General features: G+C 64.1%; 17 protein-coding genes. 5 read left to right on the top strand and 12 right to left on the bottom strand.

Going from position 1 to position 20,280, the window contains the following annotated elements:
- Window positions 1-20 precede the first annotated feature (20 nt).
- On the bottom strand, window positions 21-2,507 hold the full coding sequence (plsB, locus tag B2S33_RS18770; RefSeq protein ID WP_288650846.1) for a glycerol-3-phosphate 1-O-acyltransferase PlsB: 2,487 nt from the start codon (window positions 2,505-2,507) through the stop codon (window positions 21-23).
- Window positions 2,508-2,751: 244 nt separating this feature from the next.
- Here plsB and B2S33_RS18765 point away from each other — a divergent pair, with 244 nt between their 5' ends.
- The gene (locus B2S33_RS18765; RefSeq protein WP_023534051.1) at window positions 2,752-2,961 is read left to right on the top strand and encodes a cold-shock protein; all 210 of its coding nucleotides are present in this window, start codon (window positions 2,752-2,754) and stop codon (window positions 2,959-2,961) included.
- A gap of 60 nt (window positions 2,962-3,021) precedes the next feature.
- Here B2S33_RS18765 and B2S33_RS18760 read toward each other — a convergent pair whose 3' ends face one another.
- The 4 genes from B2S33_RS18760 to B2S33_RS18745 form a co-directional block, all read right to left on the bottom strand.
- Window positions 3,022-3,402: a hypothetical protein gene (locus B2S33_RS18760; protein ID WP_023534045.1), complete on the bottom strand. Its 381-nt coding sequence runs from the start codon at window positions 3,400-3,402 to the stop codon at window positions 3,022-3,024.
- 17 nt (window positions 3,403-3,419) lie between these two features.
- Window positions 3,420-4,232 carry a putative RNA methyltransferase gene (locus B2S33_RS18755; RefSeq protein WP_288650845.1) on the bottom strand — a complete coding sequence of 271 codons (813 nt, stop codon included), beginning with the start codon at window positions 4,230-4,232 and terminating at the stop codon, window positions 3,420-3,422.
- Entirely contained in the window at window positions 4,232-5,383 is a 1,152-nt protein-coding gene (gene dapE, locus B2S33_RS18750) for a succinyl-diaminopimelate desuccinylase (RefSeq protein ID WP_049695524.1), read from the bottom strand. Before dapE ends, B2S33_RS18755 begins: the two co-directional genes overlap by 1 nt.
- A 181-nt stretch (window positions 5,384-5,564) precedes the next feature.
- Window positions 5,565-8,162 carry a glycosyltransferase gene (locus B2S33_RS18745; RefSeq protein WP_027913862.1) on the bottom strand — a complete coding sequence of 866 codons (2,598 nt, stop codon included), beginning with the start codon at window positions 8,160-8,162 and terminating at the stop codon, window positions 5,565-5,567.
- A 118-nt stretch (window positions 8,163-8,280) separates the two neighbouring features.
- On the opposite strand from B2S33_RS18745, the gene tcdA reads away from it, so the two are divergent.
- A complete protein-coding gene (gene tcdA, locus B2S33_RS18740; protein ID WP_023534048.1) occupies window positions 8,281-9,090 on the top strand; it encodes a tRNA cyclic N6-threonylcarbamoyladenosine(37) synthase TcdA in 810 nt (269 codons plus the stop codon).
- Window positions 9,091-9,103: 13 nt separating this feature from the next.
- On the opposite strand, the gene B2S33_RS18735 is transcribed toward tcdA, so the two are convergent.
- The 4 genes from B2S33_RS18735 to B2S33_RS18720 form a co-directional block, all read right to left on the bottom strand.
- Window positions 9,104-9,514 carry a SufE family protein gene (locus tag B2S33_RS18735; RefSeq protein ID WP_027913864.1) on the bottom strand — a complete coding sequence of 137 codons (411 nt, stop codon included), beginning with the start codon at window positions 9,512-9,514 and terminating at the stop codon, window positions 9,104-9,106.
- Complete coding sequence (locus B2S33_RS18730) at window positions 9,511-10,716, bottom strand: aminotransferase class V-fold PLP-dependent enzyme (RefSeq protein ID WP_059183690.1); 1,206 nt, start codon at window positions 10,714-10,716, stop codon at window positions 9,511-9,513. The genes B2S33_RS18735 and B2S33_RS18730 overlap by 4 nt, the downstream gene beginning before the upstream one ends.
- A gap of 85 nt (window positions 10,717-10,801) precedes the next feature.
- On the bottom strand, window positions 10,802-11,836 hold the full coding sequence (gene dapD / locus B2S33_RS18725; RefSeq protein ID WP_027913866.1) for a 2,3,4,5-tetrahydropyridine-2,6-dicarboxylate N-succinyltransferase: 1,035 nt from the start codon (window positions 11,834-11,836) through the stop codon (window positions 10,802-10,804).
- Between the two features lie 31 nt (window positions 11,837-11,867).
- Complete coding sequence (locus tag B2S33_RS18720; protein ID WP_027913867.1) at window positions 11,868-12,215, bottom strand: ArsC family reductase; 348 nt, start codon at window positions 12,213-12,215, stop codon at window positions 11,868-11,870.
- Between the two features lie 363 nt (window positions 12,216-12,578).
- On the opposite strand from B2S33_RS18720, the gene B2S33_RS18715 reads away from it, so the two are divergent.
- Window positions 12,579-14,225: a Na+/H+ antiporter gene (locus B2S33_RS18715; protein ID WP_027913868.1), complete on the top strand. Its 1,647-nt coding sequence runs from the start codon at window positions 12,579-12,581 to the stop codon at window positions 14,223-14,225.
- Between the two features lie 26 nt (window positions 14,226-14,251).
- Here the strand turns inward: B2S33_RS18715 and dapC are convergent, their stop codons facing one another.
- The 3 genes from dapC to map are packed head-to-tail and all read right to left on the bottom strand — an operon-like array spanning window position 14,252 to window position 18,999.
- The gene (dapC, locus tag B2S33_RS18710) at window positions 14,252-15,448 is read right to left on the bottom strand and encodes a succinyldiaminopimelate transaminase (protein WP_028686888.1); all 1,197 of its coding nucleotides are present in this window, start codon (window positions 15,446-15,448) and stop codon (window positions 14,252-14,254) included.
- Window positions 15,449-15,475: 27 nt separating this feature from the next.
- Window positions 15,476-18,175 (bottom strand): [protein-PII] uridylyltransferase, encoded by a 2,700-nt coding sequence (locus B2S33_RS18705; RefSeq protein WP_027913870.1) that lies wholly within the window; start codon window positions 18,173-18,175, stop codon window positions 15,476-15,478.
- A 38-nt stretch (window positions 18,176-18,213) separates the two neighbouring features.
- Window positions 18,214-18,999: a type I methionyl aminopeptidase gene (gene map / locus B2S33_RS18700; protein WP_288650844.1), complete on the bottom strand. Its 786-nt coding sequence runs from the start codon at window positions 18,997-18,999 to the stop codon at window positions 18,214-18,216.
- A gap of 239 nt (window positions 19,000-19,238) precedes the next feature.
- Between map and B2S33_RS18695 the strand changes: the two genes are divergently transcribed.
- Both B2S33_RS18695 and B2S33_RS18690 read left to right on the top strand, forming a co-directional pair.
- Window positions 19,239-19,766 (top strand): Csu type fimbrial protein, encoded by a 528-nt coding sequence (locus tag B2S33_RS18695; protein WP_164073412.1) that lies wholly within the window; start codon window positions 19,239-19,241, stop codon window positions 19,764-19,766.
- A 10-nt stretch (window positions 19,767-19,776) separates the two neighbouring features.
- Window positions 19,777-20,280: fimbrial biogenesis chaperone (locus B2S33_RS18690; protein ID WP_288650842.1), on the top strand; the 504-nt coding region annotated here is incomplete at its 3' end.

Below are 20,280 nucleotides of genomic sequence, written 5' to 3'. Positions count from 1 at the left end.
CCTTGTATTCAGAAAAAGGTTCATAGGGTCGCCGTTGCCAGGCCATCATCCCCGTGCAGGGCAACCTGGCGGATCGACAAGCGCAACTCGGCCGACAGCACGCGCTTGGCCACGCCTTCGGCCAACCCGCCTAGCTTGTTGCTGTAGCTCAGTTTGCCGTGTGCATTCTCGCGCAGCACACCTTGGTCGATCAGCGTCTGGATGAAGTGGCGGAACAGGCTTTTGTCGAAAAATTCCGGTGCGTTCAGGCCATGCAAGATCGAAAGGCGCTGGGCCATCATCACGCACAGTGCTTCGAGCGCTTCGGCGCTCAGGGTACCTTGGCCGCTGTTGAGCAGCAGCGAAGTCGCCATGTAGAAGCGCTGCAGGGTCTGGGTGATGCTGCGCGCCAGCAGGGTCAGCAGCACGAACTGACGAGAACTGGGCGCTGCACGGACAAAGATGTCGTGGTCCTGGCGAAGCAGGCCTTGCTCGACCAGCGCGCCAAGCCACTGGTCGATCACCTCGTCCAACTGCTCAGGGTCCCAGCGCAGGAACAGCTCCGCCTGCAGGTAGGGGTACAAGGCATGGACATATTGGCCAAGCAAGGCGCGGCTCATGCGCGAGCTACTCAGGAAGAAGCTTGCCAGCAGGGCCGGCAGGGCAAAGATGTGCAGGACATTGTTGCGGTAATAGGTCATCAGTACCGCGTTGTTTTCATCCAGGTACAGAATGCGCCCAAGCGCGTCCTTCTGCTCTGCCACCAGGTCCATCCCGCGCACATGCTCGATCAGGGCCTGACCGTCGCCTTCGGGCACTGTGGTATGTGCGGAGTAGGGCACCTGGCGCATTAACGCCAGGTACAGGTCGAGCACGCGCACCAGCGCACGTTCGTCCAGGGCCAGCTTGCTGGTGGAAAGCAGGGCCAGCGCCACCAGGTTGACCGGGTTGATGGCCGCTGCGCCGTTCAGGTGCCTGGCGACGGTATCGCCCAGGCGCGTCGTGGTTTCGCTGAGCCAAGCCGGGCGGTACTGTGGCCCGTGGTCCTGGTCTCGCCAGCCGGGTTGCTGCTGGTCGAGAAAGCTGGCCAGGCGGATGGGTTCGCCGAAGTTGACGTAGACCTGGCCAAAGCGTTGCTTGAGCGCACCCAGCACTTTGAAAATGTCGAAAATGGATTCTTTCTTCTTGCTCGCCCCGCGCAACTCCCCGAGGTAGGTACGGCCTTCGAGTACGCGCTCATACCCAATGTAGACAGGCACGAACACGATCGGCGTGCGTGAGGAGCGCAGGAAGCTGCGCAGGGTGATGGCCAGCATTCCCGTGCGCGGCTGGAGCATGCGGCCGGTACGCGAGCGGCCGCCCTCGACGAAGTACTCCACCGGGAACCCTTTGGTGTACAGCGTATGCAGGTATTCGTTGAACACGGCGGTGTAGAGCGGGTTGCCCTTGAACGACCGGCGCATGAAGAACGCGCCACCACGGCGCAACAGGTTGCCCACCACGGGCATGTTCAGGTTGATGCCGGCCGCCACATGCGGTGGTGTCAGGCCGTTCTTGAACAGCAGGTACGACAGCAGCAGGTAGTCGATATGGCTACGGTGGCAAGGGACGTAGATCACCTCGTGGCCCGGGGCGATCCCCTGGACCTGCTCGATGTGGTTGACCTTGATGCCGTCATAGATCTTGTGCCAGAACCAGCTGAGTACCACTTCGAGAAAGCGAATGGCCGTGTAGGTGTAGTCCGAGGCGATTTCGTTACCGTAGTGGCGGGCCTGTGCCTCGGCCTTGGCTTGGGGCACGTGCTCGCGCTCAGCGTGCTCGGCGATGGCCTGGCGCACCAACGGCGCATGGATCAAGCCTTTGACCAGGTTGCGTCGGTGGGAGATGTCCGGCCCGATGACCGCTGTCTTGAGGTTGCGCAGGTGCACGCGCATCAGGCGCTGGGCCATGCGCACGGTGCGGGCGTGGCCCTTGTTGTGCTGCACGAGTTCGCGCAGGTGAATCGGGGTGGAGAACTGCACCCGGGTCTTGCGTCCCAGGATCAGCACGGTCAGCAAGCGGCGCAAGCGGCCGGTCACCGCCCAGCTGTCGGCAAACAGCAGCTTCCACGGGCTCGACTCGCTGTCGGGCGATTGCCCCCAGAACACACTCACCGGAATGATCTGCGCATCTTCCTCGGCGTGCTGGCCGAGCACTTCGACCAGACGCTCCAGGGTAGGCGGGGCGCCACTTTTGTCATGGCGCCCCAGCCAGTCCGGGTCGGGGGTGAGGTAGAAGAACGCAGCCGCCTCGTGCAGGGGGCCGACGACCACTGGCAGTACCGGGCGTGGCAGCCCTGCCTTGGTGCATTCGTGGTCGAGCACCGCCAGGTCCGTCAGCGCAGGCGAAGGCAAGGCGTAGAACACAGGGCGACTGCGGTCGAGCTTGAGGGTCAGGGCTGACTGATTGATGGTTTCGGAGCGCACCCACAGGTACAAGAACCGGCGCAGAACGCCGAATACCAAGCGGTGCAGGGGAGAACGGGTCATGAAAAGAGCCCTGGTTGAGGGTGAAGAGTGCCGAGCGCAGCGATCACTGCGCGGTTAGCCCAGATAGGCCAGTCGTTCGCATTGCGCCTAGCTTGACGTGCACGTGGCCTGTCTTCAATTTTTTTATGCGCCAGCACCGATCAGGCCTGCCGCTTGCAGGAGATTTACGCACGCGGCGCTGATTCGGGGCGATTGTCTCGTGTCTGCAAGGCGATTTTCACAATAAAAATCCGGAGTAGTGCAGATGTCGTCTCGTGAGACTGGGAACGTTAAGTGGTTCAACGATGCCAAGGGCTATGGCTTCATTCAACGGGAAGGGGGCGCAGATGTCTTCGTTCACTACCGGGCCATCCGGGGTGAGGGGCATCGTAGCCTGGTCGAGGGCCAGCAGGTCGAGTATGCCTGCGTGCAGGGCCAGAAAGGCCTGCAGGCCGAGGATGTCGTGGGTCTCTGAGCGACCAGGCTCAAGCCTGAAGCTGCAAGCCGGCTGTGCTTGCAGCTTCAGGGACGCCCATCAGGGCGACGTGCGCCAGGTGATTTCCTCTTCGCCGTCGGCACTGATACGCACCCAGCGGTCAGCATCTTCCTCGCCGTCTTCCTCTACCCAGCCGCCGGGTGCACAGCGTACTTCCACACCCAGAGCCGCGTGGGCATCACGACCACAGGCGATATCATCGGCCCAGGGCGTCTGGTCGCTTTCCAGGTACAGGCTGTTCCATTTCCCTACAGCTTTGGGTAACCAAGTGACCGGAATGTTACCGGCCTGGCACTTGTAGGTCTGGCCTTTCTGCTTCCATTCGGTGCACGGGCCGATGGCCTGGGTCAGCCAGGCTGCAATCTGCTTGTGGTCGACTTCGGCGTCTTTGAGATAAATCTCGATATCAGGTTGGCGCATAACACCTCCGGGTGTGCTCATGCTTGGCGCACGAAATAGTCAAAACGCATGGAGACGGTGACCTCGAACGGTTCCGGCTGCTCGATCACGCGCGCCCGACGCTCTGCACTGGCGCGCCAGCCATGCGGGGTCATGGCGAGCAGGGCAGCGCGGGCTTGGGGTTCGGCCAGGCTCAGGCGAAATTCCAGGACCTCGCCATGGGCGTGATACATGCCCTGGGGCACGAGGGCCAGGTGCTTGTCGTCAGCATAGGGGCGCACGTGGTCGTAGAGCACTTCGCGCAGCTCCATCAGGTGGCCGCTGGTAGGGCCTACGCGCATCAGGCCACCGCCTGGGCTCAGCACACGGCTGGCTTCGGCCCAGTCGAGCGGGCTGAAGACGCTGGCGATGAACTGGCAGCTGGCATAGGCCAGCGGCACGCGCGCCATGCTGGCTACCATCCAGGTGACGTCCGGTGCGCGGCGGCAGGCACGCTTTACGGCCTCGCGGGAGATATCCAGGGCGTAGCCTTGGGCATCAGGCAGTGCCTGGGCCAATTGCGCGGTGTAGTAGCCTTCGCCGCAACCGATGTCCAGCCAAGTACCTGGCTGGCGCTCGACCGCCAATTGCGCCAGCCGTCCGGCCACCGGTGCATAATGGCCAGCGTCCAGAAAATAACGGCGTGCCTCGACCATGGCCTGGTTGTCACCTGGGTCGCGACTGTTCTTGTGCTGCACCGGCAGCAGGTTCAGGTAGCCCTGGCGCGCGCGATCGAAGCGGTGGCCCGCTGGGCACACCACACCGTTGTCCAGCGGGCTCAGGGCAGCCTGGCAGAGTGGGCAGGTCAGCATCAGGCGAGCAACCGTACCAGGGTCTGGTAGTAGATTTCGGTCAGCAGGTCCAGGTCGCTCGCCAGGATGCGCTCGTCGACCTGGTGAATGGTGGCGTTGACCGGGCCAAGTTCGACCACCTGGGTGCCCATGGTGGCAATGAAGCGGCCATCGGAGGTGCCGCCGCTGGTCGAGGGTTGGGTGTCGCGGCCGGTGACGCCCTTGATGCTGGCCGAAACCGCATCGAGCAGCTCGCCCGGCTCGGTCAGGAACGGCAGGCCGGACAACGCCCACTCCACCGACCAATCCAGTTCATGCTTGTCCAGGATCGCCGAGACCCGAGCCTTCAGGCCCTCCACGGTGGACTCGGTGGAGAAGCGGAAGTTGAACAGCGCCGTCAGTTCGCCGGGCACCACGTTTGTTGCACCGGTCCCGGCGTTGAGATTGGAAATCTGGAAGCTGGTTGGGGGGAAGAAGGCGTTCCCCTGGTCCCAATGCTCGGCTGCCAATTCGGCCAGCGCTGGCGCGGCCAGGTGGATCGGGTTGCGCGCCAGGTGCGGGTAGGCAACGTGGCCTTGCTTGCCGCGTACGGTCAGCGTGGCGCCGAGCGAGCCGCGACGGCCATTCTTGACCACATCGCCCAGCACGTTGGTGCTGGAGGGCTCGCCGACGATGCACCAGTCCAGGCGCTGGTTGCGCGCCTTGAGGCGCTCGACCACGGCCTTAGTGCCGTGATGGGCCGGGCCTTCCTCGTCACTGGTGATCAGGAAGGCAACCTGGCCCCGGTGGCCTGGGTAGTCACGCACGAAGCGCTCGCTGGCCACCACCATGCACGCCAGGCTGCCCTTCATGTCGGCCGCGCCACGGCCGCAGAGCATGCCGTCGGCATCGATCAGCGCCTGGAACGGCTCGTGTTGCCACTGCTGGACCGGGCCGGTAGGCACGACATCGGTATGGCCAGCAAAGCACAGCACCGGGCCTGCCTGGGTGCCATGGGTGGCCCAGAAATTGTCGACGTCCTCGATGCGCATCGGTTCAAGCTCGAAGCCCACGGCGCCCAGGCGCTGCATCATCTGCGCCTGGCAATCGGCGTCGACGGGGGTGACCGAGGGACGACGTATCAGGTCGCAGGCCAGTTGAAGGGTAGGCGAGAGCTCGGCAGGGGCCGTCATGGGGGACTCCGGGGCAAGGCAAGGCGGGAAAGCTGAGGGGCGTTATCTTATATCAAACGATGCCGGGCTTCACGGCCCAATCGCCGACAAGCCCGGCCCTGCACGCATTCGCACAATACGCAGTCCTTTTGCAGGCGACTTGCCGGTGATGGCCGGCAGGTCGGCCTGCAAGGCCTCACGCCTAGGGCGTCTCGACAGCCTTTTCCGTAGCCTTTGCTTCAGGCTTGGGCAGTGATGACAGAAACGCCATCACCAGCGCGGCCAGGTAGGGCAGCGACTGCACCAGGAGCATGGCGACCCAGAAGCGCATGTCCGAGCTCGGCAAGCCCTGCACCAGGTAAATTCCGGCTGCAGCGCCCCACAACAGCAGCATGATGAACAGTTCTTCCCGCGCTTCGGAAATCGCCACCAGCAAGCCATGGCTGTCGGCATTTTTCGGCGTGCGGAAGAACGGCATGCTGCTGGTGAAGAACCCGTACAGCACGGCCTTGGCGATGGTGTGCGACAACGCCAACCCGGCCAGCGCAGCGGCCAGTGCATCCTTGAGGTTGACCCCAACGGCGCGGCGATACAGGAACACGATCTTGCCGACCTTGAAGAAGAACAGCGCCAGCGGCGGGATGGCGAAGATCATCAGCGGCGGGTCCACCCGGTGCGGCACGATGATCATGGCGGCAGACCACAACAAGGCCCCCACCGTGAAGAAGATGTTCATGCCGTCGGCAATCCACGGCAGCCAGCCGGCCAGGAAGTGGTAACGCTGGCCGCGGGTCAATTCACTGCCTTTGCCGCGCAGCAGGGCAGCGGCGTGGTGCTTGATGATCTGGATGGCGCCATAGGCCCAGCGGAAGCGCTGTTTCTTGAAGTCGATGAAGGTGTCAGGCATCAAGCCCTTGCCATAGCTGTTGTGGGCGTAGGCCGCCGACAGGCCCTTCTCGAACACCCGCAGGCCAAGTTCGGCGTCTTCGCAGATGCACCACTCGGCCCAGCCCAGTTCGTCCAGCACGCTGCGCCGGGTCATGGTCATGGTGCCGTGCTGGATGATCGCATCGCGGTCGTTGCGGGTGACCATGCCAATGTGGAAGAAGCCCTTGTACTCGCTGTAGCACAGCTTCTTGAAGGCGCTCTCGTGCTGGTCGCGGTAGTCTTGCGGCGACTGCACCACGGCGATCTTCGGATCGGCGAAATGCGGCACCATGTGCTTGAGCCAGTTACGGTCGACGCAGTAGTCCGAGTCGATCACCGCGATCACTTCGGCATCCTTGGCCGTGTGCGGGAGCAGGTAGTTGAGCGCGCCGCCCTTGAAACCGGCCAGGGGTGCGACGTGGAAGAACCGGAAGCGCTCGCCGAGCTTTTCACAGTGGGCCTTGAGCGGCTCCCACACGGCCGGGTCCTTGGTGTTGTTGTCGATGACCAGCACTTCGTAGTCCGGATAATCCAGCGCGGCCAGGGCATCGAGGGTCTGTTTGACCATTTCCGGCGGTTCGTTGTAGCACGGCACATGCACCGACACTTTCGGTCGGTAGGCACTGTCGCCGTGCACCGGCAGGAATTCGCGCCGCCGCTTGTGCGTCCATACCGCCTCGGCCAGCTCATGGGCTTCGGTCAGCAGCACGATGAACACCCCCAGTGCGCCAAGGGCCAGGAGCACGCCTACCGTAAGGCTGAACCAGGTGCTGTACTGCTGGCTGTAGTCGTAGGCGATCCACACCAGCACCGATCCGCACAGGAACGTGATGAACGTCAGGAAGGTGCGCCCACGCTGGCGCAGGGCCGAGCCATCGATGAACAGCACCATCAGTGCAATCATCGCCAGCACCACCGAGGCCACTGCCAAGGCTCGCCATTGGGGAATGGCGACCACGGGGCCTTCGAAGTTGAATTTCTGCTGGCGTTCGGCGTTGAACACGCCCCAATAGGCCCCGACCGAGCCTTCATCACTGGCTTTCCAGGGTTGGTCGTAGGCTTCGATCACAAAATAGTTGAAGCCGCGTCGGTTGAGCGTGTTGACCAGGGTGCGCAGGTAGATGGCCTGGTCGGCCTGGGTGGCATCGGCACCACCGCGCATCCGGCCATTGCTCGGCCAGCCCACTTCCGAAAGCAGCAGCGGCTTGCGGGGAAACTGGTGTTTCAGCTCCCGCGCACGGTCGAGGACGAACTCGACCGAGTCCTTCATGGGCACGAATTCCCAGTAGGGCAGGATGTGGGCGGCGATCAGGTCCACATGCTTGGCCAGTTGCGGGTTCTGTTTCCAGATGTGCCACTGCTCGCTGGTGGTCACCGGCACCTTCACGGCCGCGCGTACACGGTCCAGGTACTGGATGAGGTTTTCCGGCGTCACTTCCTCGCGGAACAAGGCTTCGTTGCCGACCACCACCCGTACCACGCTGCGCGAGGTGTTGGCCAGTTCGATGGCCGTGGCGATCTCGCGCTCGTTACGCTCAAGGTCCGGGCTGATCCAGATCCCCACCGTTACCCGCAGCCCGAATTCCTCGGCCAGCTTCGGGATGTGCGCCTGGGTGCCTTCGACGGTGTAGATACGGATGCTGTCGGTGAGCTTGCTCATCTGCTCCAGGTCCTGACGCATCTCGTTGTCGTCCGGGTACTGGCCCTTCTGCGGGCTTTCACCCAGGCGAAACGGCGAGTAGGAAAAGCCGGAGATTTGTTCGGGCCAGGCCGGTGCCGATACCGGGCGATTGATCAGCGCCCAGAAACCGGTGAACAGCGCCGCGATGGCCAGGACCACTACCAGGTTCAGGCCGAATTTACGTGAAGACATTGTCGTCCATAAGTGTCGAAGTGTTACGACATTAAAGCAGGGTTAAGGTGTCTTTCATAACCGTGCAGGGCATGGCCTGGCTGGCCTATAATGCGCGCCGGTTTTTTGGGGTATTGACATGAGCACAGAAGATCCACGTTTTGCAGGGGTGGCCCGGTTGTATGGCGACCAGGGCCTGCAGCGCCTGCAGCAGGCCCACGTGGGCATCGTCGGGATTGGCGGGGTGGGCTCGTGGGTGGCCGAAGCCTTGGCCCGCTCGGGGGTGGGTGAGATCACCCTGTTTGACCTGGATGATGTGTGCGTGAGCAATACCAACCGTCAGGCCCATGCGCTGGAAGGGCAGGTGGGCCGGCCCAAGGTCGAGGTGATGGCCGAGCGCCTGCGGGCCATCAACCCGGCGTGCAAGGTCCACGCGGTGGCCGATTTCGTCACCCGCGAGACCATGGCCGAGTACATCACCGAACAGTTCGACTACGTGGTGGACTGCATTGACAGCGTCATGGCCAAGGCAGCCCTGATAGCCTGGTGCCGGCGGCGCAAGATCGGCATCGTCACCACCGGTGGTGCAGGTGGCCAGATCGACCCGACCCAGATCCAGATCGCGGACTTGAACAAGACCTTCAACGACCCGCTGGCCTCAAGGGTGCGCTCGACCTTGCGCCGCGACTACAACTTCTCGCGCAATGTCAGCCGTAACTATGGCGTGCCCTGTGTGTTTTCCAGTGAACAGCTGCGTTATCCCAAGGGGGATGGCAGTGTGTGCCTGCAGAAGAGTTTCGTGGGCGAGGGCGTACGGCTGGACTGCTCCGGCGGCTTTGGCGCGGTGATGATGGTGACGGCCACGTTCGGCATGGTTGCCGCCAGCAAAGCCGTGGAGAAGCTGGTAGCGGGCGCCAGGCGGCCATCGGAGCGTGTCCGGCCGGAGTGAATGCGCGGTGGCATCAACGCCCAGAAGCCAGCACCGCCATTCGCTGCACCACGGCATGCAAGCCGTTGCTGCGTGAGGGTGACAGCTGGCGTTCAAGGCCCAGTTGCCCGAACCAGTCCTGCACGTCCAGCGCCAGCAGCGCCTCACCACTCAAGCCCTGCACCCTCACCAGCAGCAGCGCCAGCAGACCGCGCAGCAAGCGTGCATCGCTGCTGGCCTTGAATCGCCAGTGGCCGTCCACGGCATCGGCCACCAGCCAGACCAGGCTTTCGCACCCGTGAACGCGATTGGCTTCGGTCTTCTCGGCTTCAGTCAGCGGTTCCAGGCGGTCCCCCCACTGCATCAACAGCCGCGCGCGCTGCTCCCAGCCCTTGCTCTGCGCAAAGGCCTCCAGTGCCTGATCGGCTTGTGCTGGCAAGGTCATCGCAGCAACTCCAGCGCCTGGTCCAGCGCCTCGAAGAAGCGTTGCAGGTCGGCCTGGTCATTGTAGAGGCCCAGCGACACGCGGATCGCCCCGTCCAGGCCCAACCCCTGGAGCAGGGGCATCGCACAGTGATGGCCTGCCCGCACGGCAATGCCTTGTTCGGTGAGCAGGTGCGCGATATCGGCGTTGTGCACCCCTTCCACGACGAAGCTGGCCAACGCACACTGCGGCAGGCCTAGCAGGCGAATACCTTCGCGTTGCGTGAGGCCCTCGATCAGCCGGGCATGCAACCCGGCCTCGTGAGCCAGCACCGCCGCCGCGTCCAGGCTCGCCAGATAATCGAGCGTAGCGCCAAGGCCGATCACCCCGGCGATGGGCGGTGTGCCGGCTTCCAGGCCCAGCGGCGCCGGCCTGAAGCTCGCGCGCTGGTACTCGGCCAGTTGCACCATCTCTCCGCCGAACTGCCAATGGCGCAGCAGCCCCAGCGCCTGGTCGCGCCCGTACAAAACGCCCACCCCGTCCGGCCCGTACAGTTTGTGACTGGAGAACACATAGAAGTCGCACCCCAGTTGCTGCAGGTCCTGGCGCCCATGCACCACACCCTGGGCGCCGTCTACAACCGTCAGTGCACCCTGTGCGCGGGCATGGGCGAGCAGGGCCGGCAGCGGCTGCCAAGTGCCCAGCACGTTGGACAACTGGCTGACGGCGAGGACGCGGGTGCGTGGCCCGATCATCTGCAGCGCCCGCTCCAGGTCGATGAAACCGCGTGCATCGACCGGCAATATCACCAGGCGCAGGTTGCGTCGGTGTGCCAGCTGCTGCCACGGGAGCAGGTTGGCATGGTGTTCGAGGGCGCTGATGGCAATCTCGTCGCCGGCCTCGAAACGAGACTCCAGGCCGTAGGCCAGCAGGTTCAGCGCAGCCGTGGCGCCATGGGTGAACACGATCTGGCCGGTCTGTCCGACATTCAACCAGTGGGCGACCTTGTCGCGGCTGGCTTCGAAGGCCTGGGTTGCCCGTGCGCCAGGCAGGTGCTGGGCACGGTGGACATTGGCCGCCCCGCTGCCATAGTAATGGCCCAGAGCGTCGAGCAGCGCCTGGGGTTTCTGAGCGGTGGCGGCGCTGTCCAGGTAGGTCTGGTGCTGGCGTTGCAGGGCGTCGATGGCAGGAAAATCGGCACGCCAGGGGGAGGGCTGGAACATATTCGCGGGGCCTGGAATGAAAATCGGGTCTGGCGCTGNNTGAGGCGCCAGACCCGATCTTAACACTTCATACCCGGTGGGGTTTTCAGTTGTGTGCGTGCAAGGCTTCGTTCAGCTCGATGGCCGATTTGTGGGTCTTGCACTCCACGGCGCCATTGAGCGAGTTGCGGCGGAACAACAGGTCGGCCTGGCCCGCCAGGTCGCGTGCCTTGACGACCTTGACCAGTTCGTTGTGCTCGTCCAGCAGGTTCACCTTGGTCCCGGCGGTGATGTACAGGCCCGCTTCGACGGTATTGCGGTCGCCCAGTGGAATGCCGATACCGGCGTTGGCACCGATCAGGCAGCCTTCGCCGACCTTGATGACGATGTTGCCGCCGCCGGACAGGGTACCCATGGTCGAGCAGCCGCCACCGAGGTCCGACCCTTTGCCGACGAAGACACCGGCCGACACACGACCTTCGATCATGCCCGGGCCTTCGGTGCCGGCGTTAAAGTTGACAAAACCTTCGTGCATGATGGTGGTGCCTTCGCCAATGTAGGCGCCCAGGCGTACCCGTGCAGTGTCGGCGATGCGCACGCCGGCCGGGACCACGTAGTCGGTCATCTTCGGGAACTTGTCCACCGAGAACACTTCCAGCAGCTCGCCACGCAAGCGCGCTTCGAGTTGCAGCTCGGCGAGCTCGGCCAGGTCCACGGCGCCGATGTTGGTCCAGGCCACGTTTGGCAGCAGGGGGAAGATACCGGCCAGGCTCACGCCGTGCGGCTTGACCAGGCGGTGGGACAGCAGGTGCAGCTTGAGGTAGGCCTCGGGCGTGGAGGCCAGTGCGGCGTCTTCAGCCAGCAGGGTGGCTACCAGCGGCTTGTGGCTTTCTGCCAGACGCGTGAGCAGGGCGGCTTGTGCGGCATCGACGCTTCTGACGGCGTCGGCCAGTTGCGCGGCCTGGGCGTTGCTGAAGGTGATGGCCTGGTTGCCACCCTCATAGCCAAGGATTGGTGCGATGGCCGCGACCAGCTCGGGGCTCGGGTCGATCAGGGGCTGTGCGTAGAACACTTCCAGCCAGGCGCCCTGGCGGTTCTGGGAGCCGACACCGAAGGCCAGGCTGAACAGGGAATTGGACATGTGGTTACCTCTTGCTAAATAGGGTAGGGACTCAGGCCAGGGCGGCGGCGTACAGGTCGGGTTTGAAGCCCACCAGCGTGCGCGTACCCAGGTCGAGTACCGGGCGCTTGATCATCGAAGGCTGGGCCAGCATGAGCTCGACGGCCTTGGCCTGGTCGAGATCGGCTTTGCTGGCGTCGTCGAGCTTGCGGAACGTGGTGCCGGCGCGGTTGAGGAGGGTTTCCCAGCCGTGCTCGTCGCACCAGCGGTTCAGGCTGTCACGGTCGATGCCTTGAGTCTTATAGTCATGGAATTCGTAGGCGATGGCCTGGTCGTCGAGCCAGGTGCGAGCCTTTTTCATGGTGTCGCAGGCTTTGATGCCGTAGAGCGTGTAGGTCATTGTGTGCATCGGGGATACGTGTCGCCCCAATCTCTCCATTTCCGAATGTCAGTCGCGCGATTATGCGATAACCCTCCGCACGGCGCCACGGGAGGTTGTCCTGAACGGGCAGCGGTTGCTTCTGCAAACGCGTGCTGCCTTCCTTCATGGGCGGGAACGTGCGTCCAATTGAGCGAAACCACCGGTCATTTCCCGATACCGGCTGAACCCTTGGGCGGTAGATGTATCTTCATGTTACACATTAGTTCGCCACCTGCGACCTTGGTGCAGCGGCCAGGCACGCTTGTCACCCGTTACCATGCTGATCCAGGTGTACGTTTTGTCCTCGGGTACGGGGCCGTTTGAAGAAGGAAGACCCACTGGATGCAGTCCGCCTATACCGTCCTTATCCTGCTGATGCTGGTCAGCGTGTCGAAATTGGTCGGCCGCCTGATTCCCCTGCCTCTGCCGCTGGTACAAATCGCAGCTGGCGCTTTGCTGGCCTGGCCGACACTGGGGCTGCATGTCGCCCTCGACCCCGAACTGTTTCTGTTTCTGTTCTTGCCGCCGCTGTTGTTCGCCGATGGCTGGCGCATTCCCAAACGCGCGTTGTGGCGCATTCGCGGCCCGGTGGTGGCCCTGGCGGTGGGCTTGGTGTTGTTCACCGTGGTCGGTGCGGGCTATTTCATCCACTGGTTGTTGCCGAGCATCCCGTTGCCGGTGGCATTCGCGCTGGCAGCCGTACTGTCGCCGACTGACGCGGTGGCCGTGTCGGCCATTACCCAGGACCGCCTGCCTACGCCGTTGATGCACATGCTCCAGGGTGAGGCCCTGATGAACGATGCCTCGGGCCTGGTTACCTTCAAGTTCGCCCTGGCTGCGGCCATCACCGGTGTCTTTTCACTGACCGATGCCAGCCTGAGCTTCGCACTGGTGGCGCTTGGCGGTCTGGCCGTGGGGGTGGCGCTGAGTTGGCTGGTCGGCCGCCTGCGTGCCTGGATGATCGGCCGCGGCTGGGACGACCCGGCCACCCATGTGGTGTTCATGCTGCTGCTGCCGTTCGCGGCCTATGTGCTGGCCGAGCGCCTCGGGGTGTCGGGCATCCTCTCGGCAGTGGCGGCCGGCATGATGCAAAGCTGGCTCGACCTGCTGCCACGCCAGACCAGCACCCGCCTGCTCAATCGTAGCGTGTGGTCGCTGCTGGAGTTCGCGTTCAATGGGCTGATCTTCCTGTTGTTGGGCTTGCAACTGCCCGACATCGTCAAGGCGGTGGTCAGCCATGAAACCACGCTGTGGCCGACCCTGGCCTGGCGCTGCCTGGACGTGGTCGCCATCTTCGCGGCGCTGATCGTGCTGCGGTTCATCTGGGTGCAGAGTATCTGGCGCCTGGTGGGGGTTCTGCGCCGTTGGCGCGGCAAGCCTGCGCTGGTGATGTTGCCCACCGCACGCTCGTGCTGGTTGCTCACGCTGGGCGGTGTGCGAGGGGCCGTCACCCTGGCGGGTGTGATGTCGATTCCGTTGCTGATGGGCGCGGACAAGGCGTTTCCAGAGCGCGATCTGCTGATCTTCATTGCCGCCGGTGTCATCCTGCTGTCGTTGATCGGTGCCTGTGTCGCACTGCCGCTTTTACTGCGCGGCGTGACCAAAAGCCCTGACGAGCGCATGCAGCAAGAGGTGCATGAAGCCTGGCGACGCACCGCTGAGGCCGCGATTCACGCCTTGGAGGCCGAGGAGGTGGTCGATGCCAACGCGCCGCAGGATGCCGCCCAGGCCACACTGGCTACAGAATTGAAGGCTCGGCTGATGGCTGAGTATCGCGACCAGCTGGACCGGCACAATGACAGTGAAGAGGCCAGGGCCTTGGCCGAGCAGATGGACCTGCTCGAGCGCCGCCTGCGCTTGCGTGCGCTGCGGGCCCAGCGCCTGGAGCTCTACAACCTGCACCGCCAGCACCTGCTCGGTGACGAGGTGGTGCGGCATGTGCTGGGCGACCTGGACATGAGCGAGGCTAACCTGGGCCAGATCAAGTGAACTGGCCCCGTCTTGCCTAAAAGGCTTCAGCGCGTGTGCAAGAACGCGCGAATACGCTCGGCCGCCTCGATGCATTCGGACAGCGGGGCAACCAGCGCCATGCGCACGCGTCCGGCGCCGGGGTTGACCCCGTCCACTTCACGGGACAGGTACGAGCCGGGTACCACGGTCACGTGCTCGGCCTCGAACAGATCGCGCGTGAAGTCGGCATCGCTACCCGGCACCTTGGCCCACAGGTAGAAGCTGCCGTCCGGGCGCTGCACATCCATGACCGGCTCGAGGATGGCCAGCACGGCGTCGTACTTGGCGCGGTACTGGTCGCGGTTTGCGCGCACATGCGCCTCATCCTCCCAGGCGGCGATGCTGGCCAACTGTGTCTGCACCGGCATGGCGCAACCATGGTAGGTGCGGTACAGCAGAAACGGCTTGATGATGTCGGCATCGCCGGCCACGAAGCCCGAGCGCAGCCCCGGCAGGTTCGAACGCTTGGACAGGCTGTGGAACACCACGCAGCGCTTGAAGTCATTACGCCCCAGCTCCGCACAGGCCGACAACAGCCCCGGTGGCGGTGCATCCTCATCGAAATACAACTCGCTGTAGCATTCGTCGGCAGCGATCACGAAATCGTGCGCATCGGCCAGTGCGATCAGCTTTTTCAAGGTGTCCATGGGCACCAGGGCGCCGGTGGGGTTGCCGGGTGAGCACAGGAACAGGACCTGGCAACGGGCCCAGACGTGGTCGGGCACCGCGTCGAAGTCGGGGTTCAAGCCGTTGCTTTCCAGGCACGGCAGGTAGTACGGGGTGGCACCGGCCAACAGCGCAGCCCCTTCATAGATCTGGTAGAACGGGTTGGGGCTCAACACCAGGCCATCGGCACTACGGTCGACCACCGCCTGGGTAAAGGCGAACAGCGCTTCGCGGGTGCCGTTCACCGGCAGGATATGACGATCGGCATCCAGCCAGCCAGCAGGCACGCCAAAGCGGCGCTCGCACCACTGCCCGATGGCCTGGCGCAAGGCAGGCAGGCCCAGGGTGCTGGGGTATACCGCCAGCTTGTCGAGGTTGTCGGCCATCGCCTGGGCCACGAAGGGTGGCGAGGCGTGCTTGGGCTCGCCGATCGACAGGGCAATGGCGCGTTTGTCAGCAGCGGGCGTAACGCTGCCCAGCAGGGCACGAAGCTTTTCGAAAGGGTAGGGCTGAAGCTGGCTCAAGGCAGGGTTCATTGGCGCAAGGTCTCGTCAATCATGTCGTCAAAAGGTCACGCGGGCAGGGCTGGCGCTGGCCTGCCCTGCTTGCAGTTGTTGCACGATGGCTTCCTGCAGGCGGCTGCACAGTTGCGGGTCGGACAGGGGCTGGTTGTCGGCGTCGGTGATGAAGAACACGTCCTCCACACGCTCGCCCAGGGTGGCAATCTTGGCGTTCTGCAACGACAGGTCGAATTCCAGGAAGATGCGCCCTAGCCGCGCCAGCAGGCCCGGCCGGTCGGGCGCGGTGATTTCGAGAATGGTCACCGGGCGCTGGGCGTCGTTGAGGATGGTCACCTGCGGCGGGAAGTCGAAGTGCTTGAGTTGGCGCGGCACCCGACGCTGGATGATCGTGGGGTAGTCTTCGGGGTTGCGCAGCGCCTCGGTCAGGCCGTCGCGAATCTGCCTGACCCGTTGCGGGTTGTCGCCGATCGCACCGCCGTCGTTGTCCAGCACGATGTAGGTGTCCAGGGTGAACTGGCTGCTGGAGGTGATGATGCGGGCGTCGTGGATGTTCAGGTTCAGCTGCGACATGGCCGCCACCGTCACGGCGAAGAAATCGTGCTGGTCAGGGGCATAGATGAAGATCTGAGTCCCGCCTTCGAATTCGCGCTGGGTGGTTTCCTTGATCAGTACCAGCGGGCCACCGTCAGCCGGCTGTTGCAGGATGGCGTCGGTGTGCCAGGCCACGTCGGAGGCGGTGTGCTTGAGGAAGTAGTCATCCCCCAGCTGCGACCACAGCTGCTCCACGTCATCCGGGTCGGTGCCTTCGCGCACCAGCGTGTCCAATGCCGAAGACTGGGTCTGGCGAATCTGCTCCTCACGATCCAGCGGGTTTTCGAGCCCACGGCGCAGGGCACGCTTGGTCTCGGTGTACAACTGGCGCAACAGGCTGGCTCGCCATGAATTCCACAAGGTGGGGTTGGTGGCGTTGATGTCCGCCACCGTCAGCACATAGAGGTAGTCCAGCCGTGTTTCATCCCCCACGTGCAGGGCGAAGTCGTTGATCACCTGCGGATCGGACAAGTCCTTGCGCTGGGCGGTGGTGGACATGACCAGGTGGTTCTGCACCAGCCAGGCGATCAACCGGCTGTCCCAGGCTGGGAGCTGGTGGCGCTCGCAGAACTTGAGGGCATCGACCGCGCCGAGCTCGGAATGATCGCCCTGACGCCCTTTGCCGATGTCGTGGTAGAGACCGGCCAGGTAGATCAGCTCGGGCTTGGGCAAGCGGCCCATGAGCTTGCTGGCCAGCGGGAATTTCTCCGACACCGGTGTGTACTGCAGCTTGCGCAGGTGCTTGATCAGGTTGAGGGTATGGGCATCGACGGTATAGATGTGGAACAGGTCGTGCTGCATCTGCCCGACGATCAGCCCGAACTCCGGCAGGTAGCGCCCGAGGATGCCGTAGCGGTTCATGCGCCGCAGGTTGCGATGAATACCGATTTCACACTTGAACAGTTCGATGAACAGACTGGTGTTGCGAATATCGTTGCGGAAGGTGTCGTCGATCAGGTGCCGATGCTCGCGCAGCAGGCGTACCGTGTCGGCACGCACACCCTTGATGTCCGGGTGCTGGGCCATCAGCACGAATATTTCCAGCATGGCGAACGGCGTGCGCTTGAACACGTTCGGGCGCACGGCCTCGATGTAGCCGTCATGCAGGCGGAAGCGCGCATTGAGCGGTTGGGTGGTACCACTGTCGTCGTCGGCGAGAATGACTTCCTCGAAATGCTGGATGATCAGGTCGCACAACTGGCTGATGCTCATCACCACCCGGTAGTACTGCTGCATGAACTGCTCGATGGCACGCTTGGGGTTTTCGTCGCTGTAGCCCAGCAGGGCGGCAATGCTGCGCTGGTGGTCGAACAGCAGGCGATCCTCGGCACGGCCGGCGAGCATGTGCAGGGCGTAGCGCACCCGCCACAGGAAATCCTGGGAGGAGGCCAGGAGCGCATTCTCGCTTTCCAGTAGGAAGCCTTCGCCGGCCAGGGCATGCAGGTTCAGGGTGCCGTACTGGCGGCGCGCCACCCACAGCACGGTCTGGATGTCGCGCAGCCCCCCAGGCGAGCCCTTGACGTTGGGCTCGAGGTTGTACTCGGTGTCGTTGTACTTGTGGTGGCGCGCCTGCAGCTCGGCGCGCTTGGCCAGGAAGAACTCGCGGCTCGGCCACATGTGCGCCGTGCTGGTGACCTCGAGCATGCGCTGGCGCAGGGCTTCCGGGCCGGCGATGGTGCGGCTTTCCATCATGTTGGTGATGATGGTGAGGTCGGCGCGGGCCTGTTCGGCACACTCATCGACGGTGCGCACGCTCTGGCCGACCTCCAGGCCGATGTCCCACAGCAGGGTCAGAAAGCGCTCGATGGCATCGCGATACCGTTCGTGCTCGGCCTCTCCCAGCAGGATAAGCAGGTCGATGTCCGAGTGCGGGTGAAGCTCACCGCGCCCGTAGCCGCCGACCGCCACCAGGGAAATGCCGCCCTGCTCGCCCCAGTCGAACTGGTTCCAGGCCTGCTGCAGGACGTTGTCCACCAGCCAGGCCCGAGCTTGGATCAGCGGGCGGATGGCGTGGCCTGCGCGAAAGCGCTTGTCCAGCACCTCGCCCGCCTGGCGAATGGCCTTCTTGAAGGCGGGTATGGGGCTGGCCTTGAGGGCCAGTTCCGCCTGGAACTGACCACGGTCGAACAGTTCGGGGTCGAGCTGGAGCATGGGGTCAGGTTCCTGTCATCGAAGGCTGCTGGGGTGGCTCAGGCCGAGGTGCGGGCGATGGTGTCGTCCTTGCGCAGGGTGAAGATCTCGTACCCGGTCGCCGTGACCACCAGGGTATGCTCCCACTGCGCCGAGAGCTTGCGGTCCTTGGTGATCGCGGTCCAGCCATCGCCCAGCACCTTGGTGTCGGCCTTGCCCTGGTTGATCATCGGCTCGATGGTGAAGGTCATGCCCGGCTGCAGCACCAGGCCCTGGCCCGGGCGGCCGTAATGCACCACCTGCGGCTCATCGTGGTAGACCTTGCCGATGCCATGGCCGCAGTACTCGCGCACCACGCTGAAACGCTCGCCTTCGGCATAGCTCTGGATGGCATGGCCGATGTCGCCCAGGGTCGCGCCCGGACGCACCGCGCGGATGCCGCGCCACATCGCTTCGTAGGTGGCTTCGACCAGGCGGCGGGCCATCACCGACGGCGTGCCGACGAAGTACATGCGGCTGGTATCGCCGTGCCAGCCGTCCTTGATGACGGTGACGTCGATGTTGATGATGTCGCCGTCCTTGAGCACCTTCCCTTCGCTGGGGATGCCGTGGCAGATGACATTGTTGACCGAGGTGCACACGCTCTTGGGGAAGCCGCGGTAGCCGACGTTGGCCGGCGTGGCGCCCTGCACGTTCACGATGTGGTCGTGGCAGATGCGGTCCAGCTCCTCGGTGGTGACACCGGGCTTGACGTGGGGGGTGACGATGTCGAGCACTTCGCTGGCCAGGCGGCCGGCGATGCGCATCGCCTCGATTTCCTGCGGGGTTTTCAGATTCACGCTCATGGCACCCATTATCGCCGATCCGGCCGCAATCTGAACGAATGCCACCCAACTGGGCGTACTGACGATGCACGGATCCGGCAAGGACCGTGAAAACGTGACCCGGCCAACGCTTTATCCGACGCAAATATCACTGAATACAGACACTTACCCGGCCTAGGCTGAACGGGACCGTCGTCAACGCGGCTCAGAACGTGCCGCACCGTCCTGTTCAACAGACCCTCGGGTCAGGGAGGTTGTCCATGCGCTCTGCAGTCCGTTCCCCACTCACCTGGGCCGTGGCCCTGCTTCTGGCCGGCCCCGCAACAGCTGCCGACACCACGACCTTCAACGTCCTGCTGACGATCAACAAGGCCTGCACGATCACCGCCGCCGCCGCGACCAACGTCAACTTCGGCGCCGCAGATGCCAGTTCCACCACCCCGCTCAATGCCCAGGGCACGCTGACCGCCCAGTGCAGCGTATCCACCCCCTACACGATCGCGCTCAACGCCGGCCTCAATGCCGGGACTGCGGCCGATGTGACCACGCGGCGCATGCGCAACACCGATACCGGAGTGACCGCCAACAACTTCGTCGGCTACCAGCTGTACCAGGACGCCGGCCACAGCGTCGTCTGGGGCTCGACCACCGGAACCAACACCCAGGCAGCGACCGGCACGGGCGCCAACCAAGTCTACCAAGTCTACGGCCAGGTGGCCAACCCGAGCGTCAACAACGCCGCTCCGGGCGCCTACCAGGACACCATCACCGCCACGATCACCTATTGAGGTGGCGCTGATGGTGCTGCGTACCGACCGCTGGCTGCGGATGCTGGCGTGGGTTGCTTTGGCCCTGCCCGCGAGCACCTGCCTGGCCGCCAGCCTGCAGGTATCCCCCACCCAGTTCGAACTGCGGCCGCAGCAGAACGCCGAGGCGCTGTGGATCAGCAACAGCGGCACCGAAACGGTGCAGGTGCAGGTGCGCGTCTTCCAGTGGCAGCAGGCAGACGGCCGTGACCAGTTGACGCCGACCGGGGCGCTGCTTGCCAGCCCACCGATGCAGGCCCTGGCCGCCGGCCAGCGCCAGCTGATCCGGCTGGTGCGGGCAGACGAGACCGCACCCGCCACGCAGCAGGCGTACCGCGTGATCGTCGATGAAATCCCCGCCTACGACCCCACGCGGCAGGGCATGCAGTTCGTCCTGCGCTATTCGATTCCCGTCGTGGTGCAGCCTGCCGGCAAGCCGCCCGCGCCCCTGCTGTCCGCACGGCTGGTGCAGGACGGCACGGCGCAGGCGCAGCTG

This window comes from Pseudomonas sp. UBA5568, assembly GCF_002425525.1.
GTDB classification, from domain to species: Bacteria; Pseudomonadota; Gammaproteobacteria; order Pseudomonadales; family Pseudomonadaceae; genus Aquipseudomonas; species Aquipseudomonas fulva.
The sequence above is the reverse complement of the archived record's forward strand: the minus strand, read 5'-3'. Positions and strand labels throughout refer to the sequence as shown.

Bases quoted from the DNA above. Each gene is read 5' to 3' on its own strand.
- B2S33_RS18730 (WP_059183690.1), bottom strand. From the start codon at position 10,716: ATGTTCCAGCCCTCCCCCTGGCGTGCCGATTTTCCTGCCATCGACGCC.
- map (WP_288650844.1), bottom strand. From the start codon at position 18,999: ATGAGCGTGAATCTGAAAACCCCGCAGGAAATCGAGGCGATGCGCATC.
- dapE (WP_049695524.1), bottom strand. From the start codon at position 5,383: ATGACGGCCCCTGCCGAGCTCTCGCCTACCCTTCAACTGGCCTGCGAC.
- B2S33_RS18760 (WP_023534045.1), bottom strand. From the start codon at position 3,402: ATGCGCCAACCTGATATCGAGATTTATCTCAAAGACGCCGAAGTCGAC.
- dapC (WP_028686888.1), bottom strand. From the start codon at position 15,448: ATGAACCCTGCCTTGAGCCAGCTTCAGCCCTACCCTTTCGAAAAGCTT.
- tcdA (WP_023534048.1), top strand. From the start codon at position 8,281: ATGAGCACAGAAGATCCACGTTTTGCAGGGGTGGCCCGGTTGTATGGC.
- B2S33_RS18715 (WP_027913868.1), top strand. From the start codon at position 12,579: ATGCAGTCCGCCTATACCGTCCTTATCCTGCTGATGCTGGTCAGCGTG.
- plsB (WP_288650846.1), bottom strand. From the start codon at position 2,507: ATGACCCGTTCTCCCCTGCACCGCTTGGTATTCGGCGTTCTGCGCCGG.
- dapD (WP_027913866.1), bottom strand. From the start codon at position 11,836: ATGTCCAATTCCCTGTTCAGCCTGGCCTTCGGTGTCGGCTCCCAGAAC.
- B2S33_RS18720 (WP_027913867.1), bottom strand. From the start codon at position 12,215: ATGACCTACACGCTCTACGGCATCAAAGCCTGCGACACCATGAAAAAG.
- B2S33_RS18765 (WP_023534051.1), top strand. From the start codon at position 2,752: ATGTCGTCTCGTGAGACTGGGAACGTTAAGTGGTTCAACGATGCCAAG.
- B2S33_RS18695 (WP_164073412.1), top strand. From the start codon at position 19,239: ATGCGCTCTGCAGTCCGTTCCCCACTCACCTGGGCCGTGGCCCTGCTT.
- B2S33_RS18755 (WP_288650845.1), bottom strand. From the start codon at position 4,232: ATGCTGACCTGCCCACTCTGCCAGGCTGCCCTGAGCCCGCTGGACAAC.
- B2S33_RS18735 (WP_027913864.1), bottom strand. From the start codon at position 9,514: ATGACCTTGCCAGCACAAGCCGATCAGGCACTGGAGGCCTTTGCGCAG.
- B2S33_RS18705 (WP_027913870.1), bottom strand. From the start codon at position 18,175: ATGCTCCAGCTCGACCCCGAACTGTTCGACCGTGGTCAGTTCCAGGCG.
- B2S33_RS18745 (WP_027913862.1), bottom strand. From the start codon at position 8,162: ATGTCTTCACGTAAATTCGGCCTGAACCTGGTAGTGGTCCTGGCCATC.